The sequence below is a fragment of the Streptomyces sp. NPDC001393 genome, assembly GCF_053597455.1.
Map to the genome: position 1 here is coordinate 107,540 of NZ_JBSFIH010000007.1, position 19,578 is coordinate 127,117.

General features: G+C 73.3%; 11 protein-coding genes. 7 read left to right on the forward strand and 4 right to left on the reverse strand.

Features of this window, described 5'->3' with window-relative positions:
- The first annotated feature begins 3 nt into the window (after positions 1 to 3).
- The 6 genes from ACWC2T_RS11220 to fxsT all read left to right on the forward strand — a co-directional run bounded on the left by ACWC2T_RS11220 (position 4) and on the right by fxsT (position 11,688).
- Positions 4 to 2,181 carry a VMAP-C domain-containing protein gene (locus ACWC2T_RS11220; RefSeq protein ID WP_450670210.1) on the forward strand — a complete coding sequence of 726 codons (2,178 nt, stop codon included), beginning with the start codon at positions 4 to 6 and terminating at the stop codon, positions 2,179 to 2,181.
- A 173-nt stretch (positions 2,182 to 2,354) separates the two neighbouring features.
- Positions 2,355 to 3,371 carry an AAA family ATPase gene (locus ACWC2T_RS11225; protein WP_450670103.1) on the forward strand — a complete coding sequence of 339 codons (1,017 nt, stop codon included), beginning with the start codon at positions 2,355 to 2,357 and terminating at the stop codon, positions 3,369 to 3,371.
- A gap of 7 nt (positions 3,372 to 3,378) precedes the next feature.
- Entirely contained in the window at positions 3,379 to 6,723 is a 3,345-nt protein-coding gene (locus tag ACWC2T_RS11230; protein ID WP_450670104.1) for an SAV_2336 N-terminal domain-related protein, read from the forward strand.
- Positions 6,724 to 6,814: 91 nt separating this feature from the next.
- Positions 6,815 to 7,093 carry a hypothetical protein gene (locus tag ACWC2T_RS11235; protein ID WP_450670105.1) on the forward strand — a complete coding sequence of 93 codons (279 nt, stop codon included), beginning with the start codon at positions 6,815 to 6,817 and terminating at the stop codon, positions 7,091 to 7,093.
- Positions 7,090 to 8,613 (forward strand): aKG-HExxH-type peptide beta-hydroxylase, encoded by a 1,524-nt coding sequence (locus ACWC2T_RS11240; RefSeq protein ID WP_450670106.1) that lies wholly within the window; start codon positions 7,090 to 7,092, stop codon positions 8,611 to 8,613. Before ACWC2T_RS11235 ends, ACWC2T_RS11240 begins: the two co-directional genes overlap by 4 nt.
- 75 nt (positions 8,614 to 8,688) lie before the next feature.
- Positions 8,689 to 11,688, forward strand: a complete 3,000-nt coding sequence (fxsT, locus tag ACWC2T_RS11245) for an FxSxx-COOH system tetratricopeptide repeat protein (RefSeq protein WP_450670107.1) — start codon at positions 8,689 to 8,691, stop codon at positions 11,686 to 11,688.
- Positions 11,689 to 11,758: 70 nt separating this feature from the next.
- Here fxsT and ACWC2T_RS11250 read toward each other — a convergent pair whose 3' ends face one another.
- The 4 genes from ACWC2T_RS11250 to ACWC2T_RS11265 form a co-directional block, all read right to left on the reverse strand.
- Positions 11,759 to 15,574, reverse strand: a complete 3,816-nt coding sequence (locus tag ACWC2T_RS11250) for a multifunctional oxoglutarate decarboxylase/oxoglutarate dehydrogenase thiamine pyrophosphate-binding subunit/dihydrolipoyllysine-residue succinyltransferase subunit (protein ID WP_450670108.1) — start codon at positions 15,572 to 15,574, stop codon at positions 11,759 to 11,761.
- A 303-nt stretch (positions 15,575 to 15,877) separates the two neighbouring features.
- Entirely contained in the window at positions 15,878 to 16,993 is a 1,116-nt protein-coding gene (locus ACWC2T_RS11255; RefSeq protein WP_450670109.1) for a HAMP domain-containing sensor histidine kinase, read from the reverse strand.
- Positions 16,990 to 17,730 carry a response regulator transcription factor gene (locus tag ACWC2T_RS11260; protein ID WP_369391823.1) on the reverse strand — a complete coding sequence of 247 codons (741 nt, stop codon included), beginning with the start codon at positions 17,728 to 17,730 and terminating at the stop codon, positions 16,990 to 16,992. Before ACWC2T_RS11260 ends, ACWC2T_RS11255 begins: the two co-directional genes overlap by 4 nt.
- 113 nt (positions 17,731 to 17,843) lie before the next feature.
- Entirely contained in the window at positions 17,844 to 18,521 is a 678-nt protein-coding gene (locus tag ACWC2T_RS11265) for a spermine/spermidine synthase domain-containing protein (protein WP_450670110.1), read from the reverse strand.
- A 196-nt stretch (positions 18,522 to 18,717) separates the two neighbouring features.
- Here ACWC2T_RS11265 and ACWC2T_RS11270 point away from each other — a divergent pair, with 196 nt between their 5' ends.
- A complete protein-coding gene (locus ACWC2T_RS11270) occupies positions 18,718 to 19,539 on the forward strand; it encodes a rhomboid-like protein (RefSeq protein ID WP_450670111.1) in 822 nt (273 codons plus the stop codon).
- Positions 19,540 to 19,578: the final 39 nt, after the last annotated feature.

A 19,578-nucleotide genomic window follows, 5' to 3' on the forward strand; every position in this document is an offset into this window, starting at 1 on the left:
GAGATGGTGCGCCCCTCCCTCGCACGCATCGGCGCACCGGGTGACGGGTATGCAACGGACCGTGACCCGTACTGGGGATCGGGCTTCTTCATAGCCCCCGGCTGGCTGTTGACGTGTGCCCATGTCGTGGGGAAGGGGGGAGCCGCGGTGTGCCGAGGGGAGAGCGCCATGAGCGTGACCTGGCTGGAGCGCACCGGCGCCGACGGCTGTGCCGGACGCACCGGCACCGGCGGCTGGGTGGAACGCACCGGCACCGGCACCGCCCGGCTCCTCGCCCCCCGTCCCGAGTCCGCGCAGCAGGCGCGGGGGCCTTGGTCGTTCCCCGACCTCGCGCTGGTCCGGGTCGGCGGCGCCGACGACGTGCCCTGTCTGTGGCTGGCCGACCGGGAGGCGGGCCCCCGCACCCCGGTCGGCCTCTACGGCTGGTCCGTGCAGACCGGCGAGCTGGGCATCCGGCACGGTGACGGGGAACTCGCCGGCGCCGACGCGCGGGCCCTGCTGCTCACGGGAAGTCTGCCGGTCGGCGGGCTGTCCGGCGGCCCGGTGCTCGACCTGCGGCACGGCTCGGTCATCGGCGTGATCAAGGGCCGGGGGACGGGGGACGGAGTGGCCGTCCCGGTCACCGCGCTGTCCGAACTGCTCGACCTGAGGGACGGGGGCCGTACGGTGCGCGAGGTGCTGCGCGCCCACGACCTGCACCACCTTCGCCGCCTCGAGGACACCTCGTCCTCCCCCTTCCCGGCGCACCCCGACTGGACCTCCTTCCAGGCCGAACTGCCCGGCCACGCGCCCTCGGTCACCGGGATCGACGCCGAACTGCGCACCCGGCTGTACGGCCACCTCGCGCACCTGCCGCCGCCGGCCGGCGCGGGCGAGGTCGTCCACCTCGTGGAGGACGTGAAGGAGCAGGTGCGCGGCGAGCGCCTGCTGTCGCTGGTGCTGCGCAACGTGCGCACCTGGCGCGAGGGCGCCGGGCTTTTGTGCGGGCTGCGCACGGTGCAGCCGGGCGGCGGGGGCACGCTGGTCGATCTGGACGCCGTCCTGCTGTACGCGGCGAAGGTCGCCCGCAGGACGGCGAGGGAGCGCGCGGACGAGGTGGATCCGGCGCGGCTCGGCGCCTTCACGTCCTGGATCGCCGGACAGGCCGCCGGGCACCGGCACTGGGCGGTCGGCGAGGCCGTCCGTGCCCTGTTGGACGGCATCGACGACCACGAGGGCCCGTCCGGCACCGGTGAAGCCGGGGAGCACCCCGCACCAGGGCCCCCCGCACCGCCCGCCGCCCGGACCGACGTCCTGGTCAAGGTCGGCGCGCCCATGTACGACGGCCGGTACCCGTGGAGCGTGCAGCTGATCCACGACGGTCAGGACGTCACCCCCGTCGCCGCCGACGACCGGGGCGCTCGCGCCGACGACCTGGTGGGGGTGCTGCGCGAGCCGCTGGCGCGGGCGCTGAGCCAGAGCGACCACGGCGAGCACCTGGCCGCCATCGAGGTGTTCCTGCCCCGCAGGCTGTTCGACCTGCCGGTGGACGAGTGGCAGTTGCTGCCCGAGCCGCCCGGCGGGGAGGGGGCCGTGGGCGACGAGGACGCCGAGGACGAGTGGGTGGACGAGCGGGCCCTGCCGCTCGGGATGCGGCGGACCGTCGTGGTCCGGGACATGCGCCGGGGCGCCCTGGCGCCCTCACCGGAGTGGCGCCGGCGCTGGCACGGCGTGCGGACGGGGCCGCTCACGGCCGAGACGCTGCACGGCCGGCCGGCGGCCGAGGGGCACCCGCCCGGCGCCCGCCCCGGCGGCCGCTTCGCGTACTACGGCGCCCTGACCGGGATGGCCGACACCTGCGTACCGGTGTACTGCGGGCCCGTCGGCAGCGGAGAGGGGCTGGCCGCGATGAACGACGCGCTGCGGGCCGGGCACTCGGTGGTGCTGTGGCGCCGGGACCGGCACGACCACGAGGAGTGCGGGGCCTTCCACCGGCAGGCCGCCGACCTGCTGAAGGCGGCCCGGCAGGCGGGCGAACTGCGCGGTCCGGTGCGTGACCTGCGCATCCGCCTGGCCGACCCGGACACCGCCCGCGCTCAAGGACTGTGCGGGAAGATCGCCGTACTGCTGGATCCGCCGGACCGGCCGCCGTTCGGCGCGGAGGCGATGCGGCCGCCGCCGCAGGCCGCGCCCGGCGGCTGACCGTGCGGAACCCCGACTTCCCGTCAACCCGCTTGAGCCGCAGGGGTGTTCGTCCGGCCGGAAGTGAACGCCGCCCGCCCCGAACCTCGGCAGGCACGGCCCGCTGGCGGTAGCCTCTTAGGCCGGACGACCGCGACCCGCTTCATGATCACCAGAGCCGGGAGGAGCCCAAGGTGAACGACTGGCGGATCTACCGCGGAGTGGGTCAGCCGCACGACGGCGTACGGCGGTTGCCGGCGCCGCCGCCCTGGCGTGACTTCGCGGCGTCCCGGCAGGGCGGGGAGGCGGGCCCGGAGGACCCGAGCAGCGCCCGCCGGCTCGGGGTCCGCCGCCGGCTGGTCGAGAGCTACGCTCCCCGGCCCGCCGAGGTCGACGCCGTCAACGCGGCTCTCTATCTGCGCCGGCCCCTGCTGGTCACTGGCAACCCGGGCACCGGCAAGTCCACCCTGGCCTACGCCATCGCGCACGAACTGGGCCTCGGCAGAGTGCTGCGCTGGCCGATCGTGAGCCGCACCACGCTCCAGGACGGTCTGTACCGCTACGACGCGATAGGCCGCCTGCAGGACGTCCAGCTGGAGCGGGCACGGGGCGGCGGACAGGACCCGGCGAGCCCCTCCGGGATCGGGTCGTACATCCGGCTCGGGCCGCTCGGCACCGCGCTGCTGCCCGCCGCCGAGCCGCGCGTGCTGCTCATCGACGAGCTCGACAAGAGCGACCTCGACCTGCCCAACGACCTGCTGAACACCCTGGAGGAGGGGGAGTTCGCGATCCCGGAGCTGGAGCGGCTGGCCGACCGCGAGCCCGTCGTCGAGGTGCTCGACCACGACGGCGACCGGGTGGCCGTACGCGGCGGACGCATCGCCTGCACCGCCTTCCCGGTGATCGTCCTGACCTCCAACGGCGAACGCGACTTCCCCGCCCCGCTGCTGCGCCGCTGCGTCCAGCTGGAGCTGGAGGCGCCCGGCGAGGAGCAGCTGACCGCCATGGTCGAGGCGCACCTCGGTCCGGAGGGCGTCGCCGCGGGCGGCGAGCTGATCCGGCGGTTCCTGGAGCGCGAGCCGGGCGAGGTGCTCGCCGCCGACCAGCTCCTCAACGCCCTCTTCCTCACCCGGCACGACCCGCGCGCCCAGAGCCTCACCCGGGAGCGCATCGCCGAGATGCTCATGCAGCCGCTCGACCGTACGAGGTGATGGCCGGATGCCCGGCATGGGTCTGGACGAGCTGATCGGCAAGCTGCGCCAGGGCGGGCTCGACCTCACCGCCGAGGACGTGGCGGACGCGCTCTGGCTGGCCCCGCGGCTCGGCACGGGCCCGGCGCGCGACGCCCCCGAGCCCTCCCCGGCCGAGCCCGGCCGGCACCTCAGGGACGGCCCGGCCGCACCGGAACCGCCGGATGCCCGGGACACTCCGGGCACCCCGCCGGACCCCGGCACCGGCCCGCGTCCGTCCCGCCCGGAGAACTCCACCGCCCCCGTTCCGCTGCACATGCGCACGCCGGGCTCCGGCCCCGCGCGCCCGCAGTCCGCGGGCACCCCGGCCGCGTTCCCCGTCCGGGCCCCCGCCGCCGGCGCGCTGCCCGGACTGCTCGGCCTGGAGCAGGCGCTGCGCGCCCTCGGCCGCTACCGGACCGCCTCCGCCCGCGCCGAGGACGAGCGGATCGACGAGGAGGCCACCGCCGACCGCGCCGCCGCCGGCGGCATCCTCCTCCCCGTCACCCGGCCCGGCCGCCGTCGGCGCTGCGATGTCCAGCTCCTGATGGACACCGGCCCGGCGATGGCCGTCTGGGGCCGGATGGTGGAGGAGCTGCGCCAGGCCTGCCAGCAGTCCGGCGCGTTCGCCTCGGTCCGCGTCCACCACCTGTACGCCGACGACTCCGGGGACACGGGGAGCCCTCCCGTCCCGCTCGTCGGTACGACCGCGGGTCCCGGCCGGCGCACCCGGCTGCGCCCCGCCGACGAGCTGCACGACCCCACCGGCCGCCGGATCACCTTCGTCATCAGCGACTGCGTGGGCCCGCTCTGGCAGAACGGCAGCGCCCAGCGGCTGCTGCACCGGTGGCCGCGAGGCGCCCCGCTCGCCGTCGTCCAGCCGCTGCCGCCGCGCCTGTGGGGCCGTACGGCGCTGCCCGCGGAGCCCGGGCTGCTGGTGCGCGACGCCGACACCGGCGGACGCCTGGCCTTCCTCCCCGACGACGAGCCCTGGGAGGAACCGGCCGCCGACGCCCGGCCGGTGCCGGTCCTCACGCCCACCCCGGACGCCTTCGGCGCCTTCGCCCGGCTGCTCGCGGGCACCGGCCCCACCCGCGAGCGGGCCTGGGCCGCGCTCACCGGCCCCGGCACGGCCCCGCCGTCCGCGCCCGCCGGTGCCGCCCCGCCGAGCGACGACGACCTGCTGCGGGCCTTCCGCGCCGGGGCCTCGCCCGGTGCCCTGCGCCTCGCGGTCTACCTCGCCGCAGCCCCGCTCACCCTGCCCGTGATGCAGCTCGTGCAGCGGGCCATGCTGCCCGACACCGGGCCCATGGAGCTGGCCGAGGTGCTGCTCGGCGGACTGCTGACCCAGCTCCCGGGCACCGCCGACCAGCCCTGCTTCGCCTACCCGCCCCGGGTGCAGGACCTGCTGCTGTCCTCCCTGGACCAGGACACCGCCGGACTCGTCCTCAAGCACTGCTCGGCCTATGTGGAGCGGCACTTCGGCCGGGGCACCCGGAACTTCGCCGCGCTCGCGGCCGCGCGGCTCAGCGACCGCGACCCGGACGGCGGCGCCGGACCGCCGCCGGCGGAGACCGGGGCGGCCGGCGAGGGCGGCAGCGTCGAGGCCGAGCTGTTCGCCCGGGTCCCCGCCCGCGTGCTGCGCTTCTACCAGCCCGAGCCCCCGGCCCGCGACCCGCTCGCCGAGGGCGGCCGGCTGTTCGAGGAGTGGCGGCGCCGCGGCGACCCGGAGGTACTGCGGCAGGCCCGCGACCTCGCCCGTACGGCCGTGACCGGCCCGGCGCCCGAGCCGCTGGCCGCCGTACGGGCCCGGCTGCTGCTCGGCCGGGTGCTGCGCGCCGAGGCCGGTACGGCGGCTGCACGCGCCGCGGGCCGCCGTGAGGAGCTGCTCCGCGAGGCGGTCACCGAACTCGCCGCCGCGTACGGGACGGCTGTGGCCGACAGCCGCGAACAGGCCGAGTCCGCCCTCGAACTCGCCTATTCCCGCAGGGAATTGTGGCAGCTGACGGCGGAGGGCGAGCTCCTGACGGCAGCGCTGGAGGTGCTCGACCCTCAGAGCACGCCGTGGCGGGGGCTGGCGGAGCGGGCGCGCGCGTGGGGCCGTTCGCGGCAGCGCGGGGACGGCGAGGTCGGGTCCGCGCCCGGGTCCGGCGGTCTCGGGGAGGGCGACGCCACCCGCCCCACGGGGAGCGGCGGGGCCGCCGGTGCCGTCGCCGAAGAGCCGGTCGGTCCGGACCGCGGGAGCGTGCCCTCGGCCGTCGTCCTGCACCGCGCCCGGCTGCTGCTGCGGGGCCGGATTCTGCTGGAGTTGCGGCGCGCCGACGCTGCCGTGCCCGAACTGACGGAAGGCTGTGCTCTGTTGGAGCTGGAAGAGGCCTCCGATGCGGTACGGGCGCCCGTGTTGCTCGATCTCGCGCGGGCCCTGCGCTCCGCCGGCGCCGACGACGCCGAGACGCGCCGGGTGCTGGAGCGGGCGGAGCGGGCCGCCGGAGGCGATCCCGGTCTGCTGCTGCCGGCCCTGGCCGCGCTGGCCGCCTTTCATGACGAGACGGGGCACAGCCGTGAGGCCGACGCGGCCTATGAGCGGGCCGTGCTGCTCGCCCCGGCCGACAGTGCCCTGCGGTGCCGGCTGCTGACCGGCTGGGGCGAGTCGCTGCTGCGGCGGGCCTCGGCGCCGGGCGGCGCGGGGCTCGTGGACCGGGCCGAGTACGTGTTGCGCGAGGCGTTGAAGGTCCTGCCGGCCCGCTCGGACCGGCGCGGGCGGCTCCAGGGGCTGGTCGGCAGCGCGCTCGCCCAGCGGTTCCGTCATCTCGGCTTCCTGCCCGACCTGTTCGAGAGCCGCCATCTGCTCGGCCAGGCCCTGCGCGCCGCCGCCGACGCGGCCGTACGCGCGGAGGTGTGGCTCCAGCTCGGCCGGGTGCGCCTGGAGGGCTGGTACCGCGCGGGTGCGCCGGTTCTCGTGGACGCACTCCAGGCGTACGAGAACGCGGGGCGGGAGGCGCGGGCGGCACACGGCGGCGATCCGGGTTCGGTGACCGCGGCCCGGGCCTGGCACGGCAGCGGCACCGTACTGGCCCTGATGGGGCGGTCGGGGGCGGCGCGGGGCGCCTACCGGGCGGCCCGGGAGCAGTGGCAGCGGCTGGCCGCCGCGCTGCGCGAGGTGGACTGGGCGGACGTCGAGGCGACCAGGGAGGCGGAGGCACGTCTCGACACGGAGGGAGTTCCGTGGGATGAGGCACGGGGGATGTCCGAGGCTGAGTGGAGCCGGCTGGCGCCGCCTTGGTGCCCATGGAGCGAGGAGTGGTCCAACTGGTCCGAACATGACCGGAGTTGATCGATTCGGTGTTTCTGACTCCCTCGGGTCGGGAAGAACTGGGCAGCCGCTGTGGCCGTGCGGGGCGGGTACCGGCAGGGAGGAGCCGAGGGTGGCGGAGCAGAGGAAAGGAGCGGCCGGTCCCGGTGAGGACCGCGGACGGACCGCGCACCTGCCCGACCTCACCGACGTCGACCTGCGGACATTGCGTGCCACGGACGATCCGGGCCTGATGGCCTTGGTGCGTGACGTCCTGTGCCGGACCCGGGAGTTCGGCGAGGTCTGGTACGTCGGCGAGGAGAGCGGCGGGAAGGGCGGGGTCGCGCCCGGCGACCGTACGTTTCCGGCCGGAGTGGCCGCATGGGAGCCCGGTGAGGACGACCGGGGATGACCTCGGCGCCGGTGTCCGCCGAGACCATCGGGGAACTTGCAACGACCCGCCCCGCGCCCGCGGGCACCGCGGCACTGCGTGCCGCACTCCACGCGCGTCGCATGCTGCTCCTGAAGGCGGTCCTGGTCCGTGTGGAACGGGCGCGGACGGCGCTCGACCCGGCCGTGCGGACGCGTTTCGAGGCCGACTGGGCGCTGCTGGAGCGGGCGGAGCGGGCCGGCCCCGCGGCGGTCCGTGACCTCGTGGACTACCCCATGACCGGCGCCTGGCTCGGCGCGGTCCTCGCCGCCGGGGACGGCCCCGGCCTGCAGGCGCGGTTGCCGTACCTCACCGGCCTGGCCCTGGCCGCCGCCGTGCGCGCCGGCTGCCCGGTCGAGGGAGAGCGCGCGGTGCCCTCGGGCCGACTGGTGCTGCCCGGGCTCGGCGTGCTGTGCTGCCCCTCCGGCCGCGCCCTGCTCGCCGGCCGCCGCGGGCTGGTGCACATCACGGACGCCACCGGCGCCACCGAGGTGCTCTTCACCCACCCCGAAGCGGACCTCCGTGAGCCGGACGGCGGAGGAACCGGCCGGCCCGGCGCGGGCACGTGTGGGCCGGACGGTGACGGAAGCGGCCGGCCTGGCGGGGACAGCCGTGGGCCGGACGGCGGCACCCGTGGGCCAGGCGCCGATGGTCCTGGCCGGCCCGGGGCCGACACCCGCCTGCCGGACGGCGGCGGCATTGATCGTCCCGGGGCGGGCACCCGCCCGCCGGACGGGGGTGGTACCGGCCGGCCCGGGGCGGGTGCCCGCTGTCCTGCCGGTGATGGTGTTGGCTGGCTCGGTCTGCGTGTGTTGCCCCGGAGTGCCGTACTCCTCGACGATCTCGACCCGTACCGGGTGCCCGTGCACGGGATCGGGCCCGAGGCCCTTCCCGCCGCCCGGCGCCCGCACTCCGCGCCCGGAGCGTGGGCCGCGCGGTGGCTCGCCGCGCGGGCCCTGCTGTCGGCGACCGATCCCGACCGGGTCGCGGAGATCTCGGCGGTGCTGCGCGCGGTGGTGCCCCTGGCGCCGTCCGGGCGCTCGGGCGGCCCGCCGATGAGCGCCACCCTGCGGGCCGCCCCAGGCGCGCTGCTCAGCCAGCTGCCGACGGACGCGGGCGACCTCGCCGAGACCCTGGTCCACGAGACCCAGCACACCAAGCTGGCCACCCTGCACGAACTGGTCCCGCTGTACCGGCCGGGCGGCGCCCGCCACCGCGTGGGCTGGCGCCCCGACCCGCGGCCCGTACCCGGCGTGCTCCAGGGCGTCTACGCCCACCTCGCGCTCGCCGACCTGTGGCGGCGGGCCAGGGACGGATCCGTGCGCGCGTACGGCTGGCAGGATCGCGCCGAGCGTCAGTTCGACACCCACTGGGATCAGGTCGGCGAAGCCTTGTCCATCCTCCGAGAATCCGATGAACTGACCTGTGCCGGGCGGGAGTTCGTCCAGGAGATGGAACGGCACCACGCACGTCTCGGCGTGGCGGCCCGAAGCCCAGGGTGACAAGCCGTACATGGTGGGTTGCGCTAGGTTATGCGAGCGCTCGTCCGGGAGTCGGGCACGGGAACAGGAGCGGCGATGGCGGAACAGCGGCGGTCGGACACGGACGGTGCGGTGCAGCACTTCCTGGTGGTCTTCCCGGGCTACCACCGCTCATGGGCGGCCTGGATCGCACAGACCCTGGAACGCCACGGCCACCGGGCCACCCTGCAACGCTGGGACCCGCCGCGCGAGGTCCCGCTGGAGGCCTCGCTCGGCGACCTGCTGCTCTCCAGCGGCAAGGTGCTGCTGGTCCTCAACGACTGGTTCTTCGAACTCGGCCCGCGACCGGCGGGCGAGTGGAACGACGTCCTGCGCGGCTTCGTCGCCCACCACGCCGACCGCTTCGCCGCCGTCAACCTGACCAACCGCCCGCTGCTGCCCGCCACCGCCGTCCTGGAACCGGCCAGCCTCTGGGCGCTCAGCGAGGAGGCCGCCGAGGAACGGCTGCTCAGCCGGCTCGGCCTGGACCGCCGGCGCACCCCCCGCACCCTGCCCGGCGGCCGGGTCCGCTACCCGGAGACCCGCTGCGAGATCTGGGGTGAGGTCCCGCGCCGCAACCCGCGCTTCACCGGCCGCGACGACCTGCTGGGCGAGATCCACCAGCGGCTGTCCGACGCCGAGCGCGGCGCCTCCGCCTGCACCCTGCTGGGCATGTCCGGCATCGGCAAGACCCAGCTGGCCGCCGAGTTCGCGCACCGCTTCAGCACCGACTACGACATGGTCTGGTGGGTCAACTCCGACGACCGCAACATCCAGCGCGACCGCTTCGGCGAACTCGCCGTGGAACTCGGCCTGCCCATCGGCGGTGAGCCGGGCGAACGGATCCGCGCCGTCCGGGAGGCGCTGCGCCGGGGCGAGCCGTACGCCAACTGGCTGATCGTCTTCGACGGCTGGGACGACCCCGAGGGCATCAACGTGCTCCTCCCGCAGGGCCCCGGCCACGTCCTCGTCACCTCCCGCAACCGGACCTGGACCGAGCACACCGACGTCCTGGAGGTGCCGGCCTTCCTGCGGCCCGAGTCCACCGGCTATCTGATGCGGCGCGCCCCGCACATCACCGCGGCCGAGGCGGACGAGGTCGCCGCCGAGTTCGGCGACGTACCGCTGCCGCTGGTGCAGGCCGCCTCCTGGCTCGGCGAGTCCGGCATGGAGGTGCCCGAGTACCTGCGGATGGTGCGCGAGCGCCGACTGTCCACCGTCGACGAGCCCGCCACCGGCGAGGGCTTCCCGCAGTCCTCCATGACCTCCTGGTCGATACTGCTCAACCGGCTGCGCCGCTCCCAGCCCCAGACCATCGACGTCCTCGGCCTGTGCACGTCCTTCGCCCCGGGACGCATCCCGCTCGGCCTGATCCGCGCCTACCCGCAGACGGACCTCCCCGAGGAACTGCGCTGGATGGCCACCGACCTGCCCGCCTGGACCCGGGCCCTGGACACCCTGGTCAACTACTCCGTCCTGACCCGGGAGTCCCGGGGCCCGCTGGGCGCGGACATGGGCCCGCACCAGGAGTCCGTCCACATGCACCGGCTCGTCCACGACATCGTCTCCAAGCTGACCAGCGAGGAGAACCGGGCCACCCACCGCCGGGCCGTGCGCACCCTGCTCGCCGAGGCCGACCCCGGCAACCCGGCGGACAGCCGCAACTGGCCCCGCTACGCCGAACTGCTGCCGCACCTGGAACCCTCCGGCGCGCTGAGCAGCGGCCAGCCCCGGGTCCGGGCCACCGTCCTGAACTGCCTGGAGTACTGCCTGCGCAGCGGCGAGTACAACAGCGGCATCGAACTGGCCCGGAAGATCCGCGACCGGTGGTCGCAGACCATGGAGCCGCTCGACTCGCACATCTTCGACCTGACCCGCCAGGAGAGCTTCATCCTGCGGGCCAGCGGCCGCTTCCGCGAGGCCTACGACCTGGACCGCCGCTTCCTGGAGCAGCTGCGCTCCAACCCCGGGCGCGACGAACTCGTCGAGCTGGTCACCCAGGGCTCCGTCGCCGGCGACCTGCGCTTCCTCGGCCGGTACGAGGAGGCGTACGAGCTCCAGCGGGAGGTCCTGGAAGGCCACGAGCGGCTCCTCGGACCCGACGAGGCCGCGACGCTGGTCGCCCGGCACAACACGGGCGTCGGCCTGCGGCTGCTCGGCCGGTACGCCGACGCCTACGAACTCGACCTGGAGACCCGGGCCCTGCGCGAGAACGTGCTGCGCGCCCGGCACATCAGCACCCTCAACTCCGGCAGCGCGGTCGCCCACGACCTCAGACTGCTCGGCCGCTACCGGGACGCGCTGGCCCGCCAGGAGCCGCTGGTCCGCCTTCATGTGCAGGTGCTCGGCCCGCAGCACCCGCAGACCCTGGAGGCCCGCGTCCAGCTGGCCCTGTGCCGACGCCGCGAGGGCGGCCACAGCCAGGACATGACCGCCTCGATGGCCGCCCTCCTCGACCAGCTCGCCCAGCTGCACGGCCGGGAGCACTACCGCACCCTGTCGTTCATCACCAACTACGGCAACTACCTGCGGGAACACGGCGATCTGAGTCAGGCCCGGGAGCTGATCGACGAGGCCGAGGCCGGCTACCGGGCCCTGCTCGGCCCCGCCCACCCGGTGGCCACGGGCATGCTCTCCAACACGGCGCTCGTCATGCAGGTGGCCGGCGACCGCGCCGACGCGCTGGCGATGTCGGAGGCCGCGCTGGCCGGACTCACCTCCACGCTCACCGCCGACCACCCCTGGGTCCTCGGCTGCGCCCTCAACACGGCCGCCGCCCGCAACTTCAACGGCCGCATCGCCGAGGCCGTCGAGCTCAGCCGTGACACCCTGCGCCGCGCCCGCCACACCCTCGGCCACGAGCATCCGCTGACCCTCTCCTGCCAGGTGGCCCTCGCCGCGGACCTGCGGGCGGCGCGCGAGCAGGAGGAGGCCGGCAAGCTGGAGGACGACGCCCTGCTGACCCTCACCCGCACCCTGGGAGCCCAGCACCCCCACACCCTCTCGGCCCGCCAACGGGTGCGGCCCTACTGGGACTTCGAGGCGTACCTGGGCTGATGCGCGAGGGCCCGGTGCCGAGCAGGAACTCGGCACCGGGCCCTTTCACGTCGGCTGAACCGCCGGAGGCCTACGCCTCGAACACCTCACGCACCAGCTGCTCCTGCTCGGCCTGGTGCCGCTTCGCGGAGCCCACCGCCGGGGACGAGGAGTGCGGGCGCGAGATGCGCCGCAGCCGCTCGCCGTGCGGGACGTCCGCGCCGACCGCGAGGTCCAGGTGGTCGATCAGGTTGAGCGCGATGAACGGCCAGGCACCCTGGTTCGCCGGCTCCTCCTGCGCCCACAGGTACTTCTCGGCGTTCGGGTACTTCTTGATCTCCGCCTGGAGCTCGGCACCCGGCAGCGGGTACAGCCGCTCGAGGCGGATGATCGCCGTGTCCGTGACACCGCGCTTCTGCCGCTCGGCGTCCAGGTCGTAGTAGACCTTGCCGGTGCAGAAGACGACCTTGCGGACCGCGGCCGGGTCGACCGTCGAGTCGCCGATGACGGGGCGGAACTGGCCCGACGTGAACTCCTCCGTCTTCGACGCGGCGGCCTTGAGGCGCAGCATCGACTTCGGGGTGAAGACCACCAGCGGCTTGTGGTGCGGGTTGTGCACCTGCCACCGCAGGAGGTGGAAGTAGTTCGACGGCAGTGTCGGCATCGCGACCGTCATGTTGTTCTGGGCGCACAGCTGGAGGAACCGCTCGACACGGGCCGAGGAGTGGTCCGGGCCCTGGCCCTCGTAGCCGTGGGGGAGGAGCAGCGTGACGCCGGACATCTGGCCCCACTTCTGCTCCGCCGCCGAGATGTACTCGTCGACCACCGACTGCGCGCCGTTGACGAAGTCACCGAACTGCGCCTCCCACATCACGAGCGCGTCGGGGCGGGCCAGCGAGTAGCCGTACTCGAAGCCCATGACCGCGTACTCGGACAGCAGGGAGTTGTAGACGTTGTAGCGCGCCTGGTCCTCGGCGAGGTACTGGAGCGGGGTGTACTCCTCGCCCGTCTCGCGGTCGATGAGCACCGCGTGGCGCTGGCCGAAGGTGCCCCGCTGGGAGTCCTGGCCGGACAGCCGGACCGGGGTGCCCTCCAGCAGCAGGGAGCCGATGGCCAGGGTCTCGCCCATGCCCCAGTCGATCGTGCCCTCCTCGACCATCGTCGTGCGGCGCTGCAGCTGCGGCAGCAGACGCGGGTGCACGGTGAAGTGGTCGGGGATGTTGACCTGGGACTCGGCGATGCGCTTCACGACCTCCGAGGAGATCGCGGTCGGCACCGCGACCGGGAAGCCGTCCTGCGGCGCCTGGGTGTCCGCGGCGACCGGCTGGGAGGTGGCCTCGCGGACCTCCGTGAAGACCTTCTCCAGCTGGCCCTGGTAGTCCTGCAGCGCCTGCTCGGCCTCTTCCAGGGTGATGTCGCCGCGACCGATCAGGGACTCGGTGTACAGCTTGCGCACCGAGCGCTTCTTGTCGATCAGGTCGTACATCAGCGGCTGGGTGAAGGCCGGGTTGTCCGACTCGTTGTGACCGCGGCGGCGGTAGCAGATGAGGTCGATCACCACGTCCTTGTTGAACGCCTGGCGGAACTCGAAGGCGAGCCGCGCCACGCGGACCACGGCCTCCGGGTCGTCGCCGTTCACGTGGAAGATCGGGGCCTCGATCATGCGGGCCACGTCCGTCGCGTACATGGAGGAACGCGAGGACTCGGGGGCCGCGGTGAAGCCGACCTGGTTGTTGATGACGATGTGGACCGTGCCGCCGGTGCGGTAGCCGCGCAGCTGCGACATGTTCAGGGTCTCGGCCACCACGCCCTGGCCCGCGAAGGCCGCGTCGCCGTGGATCGCCACCGGCAGGACCGTGAAGTCCGTGCCGCCCTTGTTGATGATGTCCTGCTTGGCGCGGGCGATGCCCTCGATGACCGGGTCGACCGTCTCCAGGTGGGAGGGGTTCGCGGCCAGCGAGACCTTGATCTGCTCGCCGTCGAGGCCCGTGAAGGTGCCCTCGGCGCCCAGGTGGTACTTCACGTCGCCGGAGCCGTGCATCGACTTCGGGTCGAGGTTGCCCTCGAACTCGCGGAAGATCTGCGCGTACGACTTGCCGACGATGTTGGCGAGGACGTTCAGGCGGCCGCGGTGGGCCATGCCGATGACGACCTCGTCCAGGCGGGACTCGGCCGCCGAGTCGATCACCGCGTCGAGCAGCGGGATGACGGACTCGCCGCCCTCCAGGGAGAAGCGCTTCTGGCCGACGTACTTCGTCTGCAGGAAGGTCTCGAAGGCTTCCGCCGCGTTCAGCCGGCGCAGGATGCGCAGCTGCTCCTCGCGCTCCGGCTTGGAGTGGCCGCGCTCGACCCGGTCCTGGATCCACTTGCGCTGCTTGGGGTCCTGGATGTGCATGAACTCGATGCCGGTGGTGCGGCAGTACGAGTCGCGCAGCACGCCGAGGATGTCGCGCAGCTTCATCATCGACTTGCCGGCGAAGCCGCCGACGGCGAACTCGCGCTCCAGGTCCCACAGGGTGAGGCCGTGCTCGACGATGTCCAGGTCCGGGTGCTTGCGCTGGCGGTACTCCAGCGGGTCGGTGTCGGCCATGACGTGGCCGCGGACCCGGTAGGAGTGGATCAGCTCGAAGACGCGGGCGGCCTTGGTGACGTCGTCGTCGTGGCTGGCGTCGATGTCCTTGAGCCAGCGGACCGGCTCGTAGGGGATGCGCAGCGACTCGAAGATGTCGTCGTAGAAGCCGTTCTCGCCGAGCAGCAGGTTCGCGACCTGGCGCAGGAACTCGCCGGAGGCGGCGCCCTGGATCACCCGGTGGTCGTAGGTCGACGTGAGCGTCATGACCTTCGAGATGCCGAGCTTGTTCAGGGTGTCCTGGCTGGTGCCCTGGAACTCCGCCGGGTAGTCCATGGAGCCGACGCCCATGATCACGGACTGGCCGGGCATCAGACGCGGCACGGAGTGGACGGTGCCGAGGCCGCCGGGGTTGGTCAGGGAGACCGTCACACCGGTGAAGTCGTCCATCGTCAGCTTGCCGTCACGGGCGCGGCGGACGATGTCCTCGTAGGCCTGCCAGAACTCGAAGAAGTTCAGGGTCTCGGCCTTCTTGATCGCCGCGACGACCAGCTGGCGGTCGCCGTTGGGCTTCACCAGGTCGATGGCGAGGCCGAGGTTGACGTGCGCCGGCTTGATGAGGGTCGGCTTGCCGTCCTTCTCGCCGAAGGACCAGTTCATCGACGGCATGGCCTTGATGGCCTGGACCATCGCGTACCCGATCAGGTGCGTGAAGGAGATCTTCCCGCCCCGGGCGCGCTTGAGGTGGTTGTTGATGACGATCCGGTTGTCGAACAGCAGCTTCACCGGGACGGCGCGGACCGAGGTGGCGGTCGGCAGCTCCAGGGAGGCGTTCATGTTCTTCGCGACGGCGGCGGCCGGGCCGCGCAGCGTGACCAGCTCCGGACCCTCGGGGGCCTCGGCGGCGGGGGCGGCCTTCGGCTTCGGCTGGGCCGGCGCCTGTGCGGGCGTCGCCGGCTTGGCCGGGGCCGGGGCCGCGGCCTTCGCCGCGGGAGCCGGGACCTGGGCTGCGGGAGCCGCAGCGGGCTTCGGAGCGGCCGCGGGGGCCGGGGCGGCGGCCTGGGGGGCCGGCGCCGCGGGCTGGGCCGGAGCGGCCGTGGAGGTGGTCTCTGCGGCCCCCGCGGCCGCAGTACCCGCCGCAGCCGGGGTGGCAGGAGCGCCCGGCTTGTAATCGGCGAAGAAGTCCCACCAGGCGCGGTCTACCGAATTCGGGTCCTGGAGGTACTGCTGATAGATCTCGTCGACGAGCCACTCGTTCGGACCGAACGCGGCAGCGGGGTTCTTCCCGGCTTGGTCGTCGGTCGAGACGCTCGGGTTACTGGGGGACTGTGGCGACACGGCGGCAACCGCCCTCTTCCGCTTCACAAGGTGATGGACAGCGGGAATAAAGGCTACGCCTCCACGGCCGGGAAGGTCAGGTCGAGCAAGGTCATCGTCGCGTAAGTCACATCGGAAATCTTGTTTCAGGGCTTGATATGGCGGGAAACAAGCGTGGTTCCGCATGTGAGAGGGTGCACCGGCCCCGGCCCGGCGCGCCTTCGTTCGACGGGTGGCGCGGGCCTGCCCCTGATCACACGTGTCCAGCTGCGCGGGAACGGCAGCGACCGTCGTGGATCTTGTGCTTCCGGTTCGGACCCTACGTCAACTCGGGACGGAAGTCAGTCCCGGGAGAGTGACGATGATCCGGCAGCCGCGCTCGGATTCGGCCACACCGATCCGGCCGCCGTGCAGATCCACCGCCCAGCGGGCGATCGCCAGACCGAGTCCGGTGCCGCCGTCGCTGCCCGGCCCGTGCGGCCGGGTCACCGCTCCCCGGTTGAACCGCTCGAACACCCGGTGCCACTCCGACCGGGGGATTCCGGGGCCCTCGTCCAGGACCTCCAGCTCCAGCGACTCCGGCTGCGGCCCGCGCCGCGCCTTCACCGTCACCCGGCCGTGCGGCGGGCTGTGCTTGACCGCGTTGTCGATCAGGTTGGCGACGACCTGGTGGATGCGCTCGGGATCGGCGTGCGCGGTCAGCTCCGGCGGGGAGACGTCCAGGTGCAGATGGACGTCGGTACGGGTGTGGCTGCCGGAGCCGGAGGCGATGCCCGCGCGCGCCGAGGCCACCATGTTGGCCTCCTTCAGCACCCCCGAGAGGTACGGCCACACCTCGAAGCGCCGCATCTTCAGCGGTACGACGCCGTTGTCGAGCCGGGACAGGTCCAGCAGGGTCTCCACCAGCCGGCCGAGCCGCTCGGTCTGCTTCAGGGCCGTCCGCATGGTCTCGGGGTCGGCCTCGGTGACTCCGTCGACGATGTTCTCCAGCACCGCGCGCAGGCCCGCGATGGGGGTGCGCAGCTCGTGGGAGACGTTCGCGACCAGCTCTTTGCGCTGGCGGTCCTGGGCCTCCAGCTCGTCCGCCATGACGTTGATCGTCCGGGCCAGGTCGCCCAGCTCGTCCCGGCGGCCCTCGCTCACCCGGCGCGTGTAGTCGCCCTCGGAGATCGACCGCGCCACCGTGTTCATCTCGTCCAGCGACATGGTGAGCGAATGCGCCACGAACTGCGTGATCAGCAGGGTGGCGATCATGGAGAAGACCGTGATGAAGCGCAGCTCGGTCTTGGTGTGCACCGCGATCATCGACAGACCGGTGGTGATCAGCACCGAGATGACGACGAGCGCGCCCAGCTTGGTCTTGATCGAGAACGGGCGTACGCCGCCCCAGGGATCGCCCCCGGGGCTCCTCCGTGCGGCCTGCCGCCCGTCGACGCTCATGGGGTGGGCGTCTCCAGCGCGTACCCGACGCCGTGCACCGTGCGGATCCGCTCGGCGCCGATCTTCCGGCGCAGCGCCTTGATGTGGCTGTCGACCGTACGGGTGCCGGAGGCGTCCGCCCAGTCCCACACCTCGGCCAGCAGCTGCTCCCGGGAGAGCACCGCGCGCGGGGTGTTCGCCAGGCACACCAGCAGGTCGAACTCGGTGGGCGTGAGGTGGACGTCCTCGGACTTCACCCGCACCCGGCGCTGGGCGTGGTCGATCTCCAGCTCGCCGAGCCGCAGGATGCCGGAGCGCGGCGTGGCCGCGGCCAGCGCCGCCCGCTCCACCCGGCGCAGCAGCACGTGCACCCGCGCGGCGAGCTCCCGCATCGAGAACGGCTTGGTCATGTAGTCGTCCGCGCCGACCCCGAGACCGACCAGCATGTCCGTCTCGTCATCGCGCGCGGTCAGCATCAGCACCGGCACCGGGCGCTGCGCCTGCACGCGCCGGCAGACCTCCAGGCCGTCGAAGCCCGGCAGCATGATGTCGAGGATCAGCAGGTCGGGCTGCCAGGCCTCGGCCGTGTCGACGGCGGCCGGGCCGTCCATCGCGGTCTGTACGAGAAATCCCTCGGCGCGTAGCCGGGCCGCGATGGCGTCGACGATCGTGGGATCGTCCTCGACGACCAGCACCCGGCGCTGTGCGCCCGGGGTGGTCGTCGCCGCGCCGCTCTGGGAGGTGTGTGTCTGCTCCATCGCCCGCCCCTGCTTGTTGCTTTCCGGAACCCGTGGGGTGATCCCATGTCTGCGATTGACGCTTGAATGATCCGCGTCAGGGCAGCACATTACGGGGATCGACCGCGCCGCCGCTATCCAGGTCGGACGGCGAGGTGTACTGCGTCCGGAACGCCCCGGGCAACCGGCACCTCTTCGGTACGCACCTGTTGGAACCCGGCATTCCGCAAGGTACCTTCAAATTCCGGGGAGGGTTCGGCGGACCACACCGCGAGCACCCCGCCGGGGCTCAACACCCTTGCGCAGGCGGCGAGTCCGGCCGGGGCGTACAGGGTGTCGTTGTCGTCCGTGACGGTCCAGCCGGGACCGTTGTCGATGTCCAGGCAGAGCGCGTCGAACGTGTCGGATGTCTCATTGACGAACGCCACGAGATCGTCCTGCATGATCTCGGTGCGCGGGTCGGCGAGCGCTCCGGCGGAGACCTCAGCCAGCGGACCGTGGCGGTGCCAGTCGACGACGGCGGGCTCCCGCTCGACGACGGTGATCCGCCCCCACCTGGACTCCGCCGCGGCGTGTGCGAGTGAGAATCCGACGCCCAGTCCTCCGACCAGCAGTTTCGGCTCCGGCCGCGCGTCCAGCGCCGCCAGCGCGGCGTCGACCAGCAGCCGCTCCGAGCGGCCGTCGGAGGTGTCCATCAGGAAGCAGCCGTTGGCGATGATCTGCAACAGCGCTCCGTGCCGGCGCAGCACCACCTCGCCGTACGGGCCGTCGCGCCGATCGAGGACCACGGGGGAGTCGTACACGGCAGTCATGCCTCCATCTTCCTTGAACACACCTTGACCTTCACACGAATTAGGGATGTCGAACTGACGTGCACCCTTGCGGTGTGAGTCGCGGACGCAGCCGGAACGTAGGAGGTTGCTGTGAATCGGCTCTCGGGTGGCGTCGGTCATAGACAGCCGCCCCCGGAACCCGAAGGGTTGGCCGCAACGGAAGGAGTGCCACAGCGTGGAACGGACCGCGACGGGCCCTGCGGCGGCCGCGTCCCCGCCCCTGACGGGCGCGCCCTTTCCGGACGGCACCGCCGCCGTACCGGCCCCCGCGATCGCGGACCTGCTGGACGGCATGCCACGTCAGCGGCATTCCACGCCCGTCGCCCTCGCGCCCGCCCCCGTCGAAGCGAGCCCGGCGGCACCGCTCCGGCTCCCGTTCCCGCTCCCACGGCCGTGGCGCCTGCTGCCCACTCCGGCCGGCACCCCGTTCACCTTCGCCTACACGGTCCTCCTGGCCGTCACCTCCGTGTTCGCGACCCTGGCCGACCCCGTCCTGGTGAACGCCCTCTACCAGGCGTCCAGCACGGACGTGGCCCACCTGGTGCGCACGCCCGCGGTGGTGCTGCTGGCGAGCGCGCTGTGGATCGCGGGCGGTGTCCTGTCGCCGTACGCGCTGGCGTTCGTGCTGGTGCTCACCGCGCTGGAGCGGCGCATAGGGGGCGCGCGTGCGGCCTGCGTCTTCCTCGCCGGGCACGTCCTGGCCACGCTCGCCACCGAGATCCCGGTGGGCCTGGCCGTCCTGGTCGGCCACCTTCCGCCCACCTCGCTGCACCGCCTCGACTACGGCATCAGCTTCGGCGTGGCAGCGAGCATCGGCTCGCTGTCCGGTGTCCTGCGCCCGTGGCTGCGCTGGCCCCTTCTCGTCCTGACGGCCGGTGAACTCGTGAGCGACCTGCTCGCTTTCGAGGACCCGATGACGAACTGGGGCCACCTGATTGCCCTGGTGATAGGAGTGGCGAGCTGGCCCTTCGTGCGCCGCTGGCGCAAGGCGGCTTGATCGCTCACAGCGAACAGACGCCGGGAACACGAGCCCACC

Bases quoted from the DNA above. Each gene is read 5' to 3' on its own strand.
- ACWC2T_RS11230 (WP_450670104.1), top strand. From the start codon at position 3,379: ATGCCCGGCATGGGTCTGGACGAGCTGATCGGCAAGCTGCGCCAGGGC.
- ACWC2T_RS11260 (WP_369391823.1), bottom strand. From the start codon at position 17,730: ATGGAGCAGACACACACCTCCCAGAGCGGCGCGGCGACGACCACCCCG.
- ACWC2T_RS11255 (WP_450670109.1), bottom strand. From the start codon at position 16,993: ATGAGCGTCGACGGGCGGCAGGCCGCACGGAGGAGCCCCGGGGGCGAT.
- ACWC2T_RS11240 (WP_450670106.1), top strand. From the start codon at position 7,090: ATGACCTCGGCGCCGGTGTCCGCCGAGACCATCGGGGAACTTGCAACG.
- fxsT (WP_450670107.1), top strand. From the start codon at position 8,689: ATGGCGGAACAGCGGCGGTCGGACACGGACGGTGCGGTGCAGCACTTC.
- ACWC2T_RS11220 (WP_450670210.1), top strand. From the start codon at position 4: ATGGTGCGCCCCTCCCTCGCACGCATCGGCGCACCGGGTGACGGGTAT.
- ACWC2T_RS11265 (WP_450670110.1), bottom strand. From the start codon at position 18,521: ATGACTGCCGTGTACGACTCCCCCGTGGTCCTCGATCGGCGCGACGGC.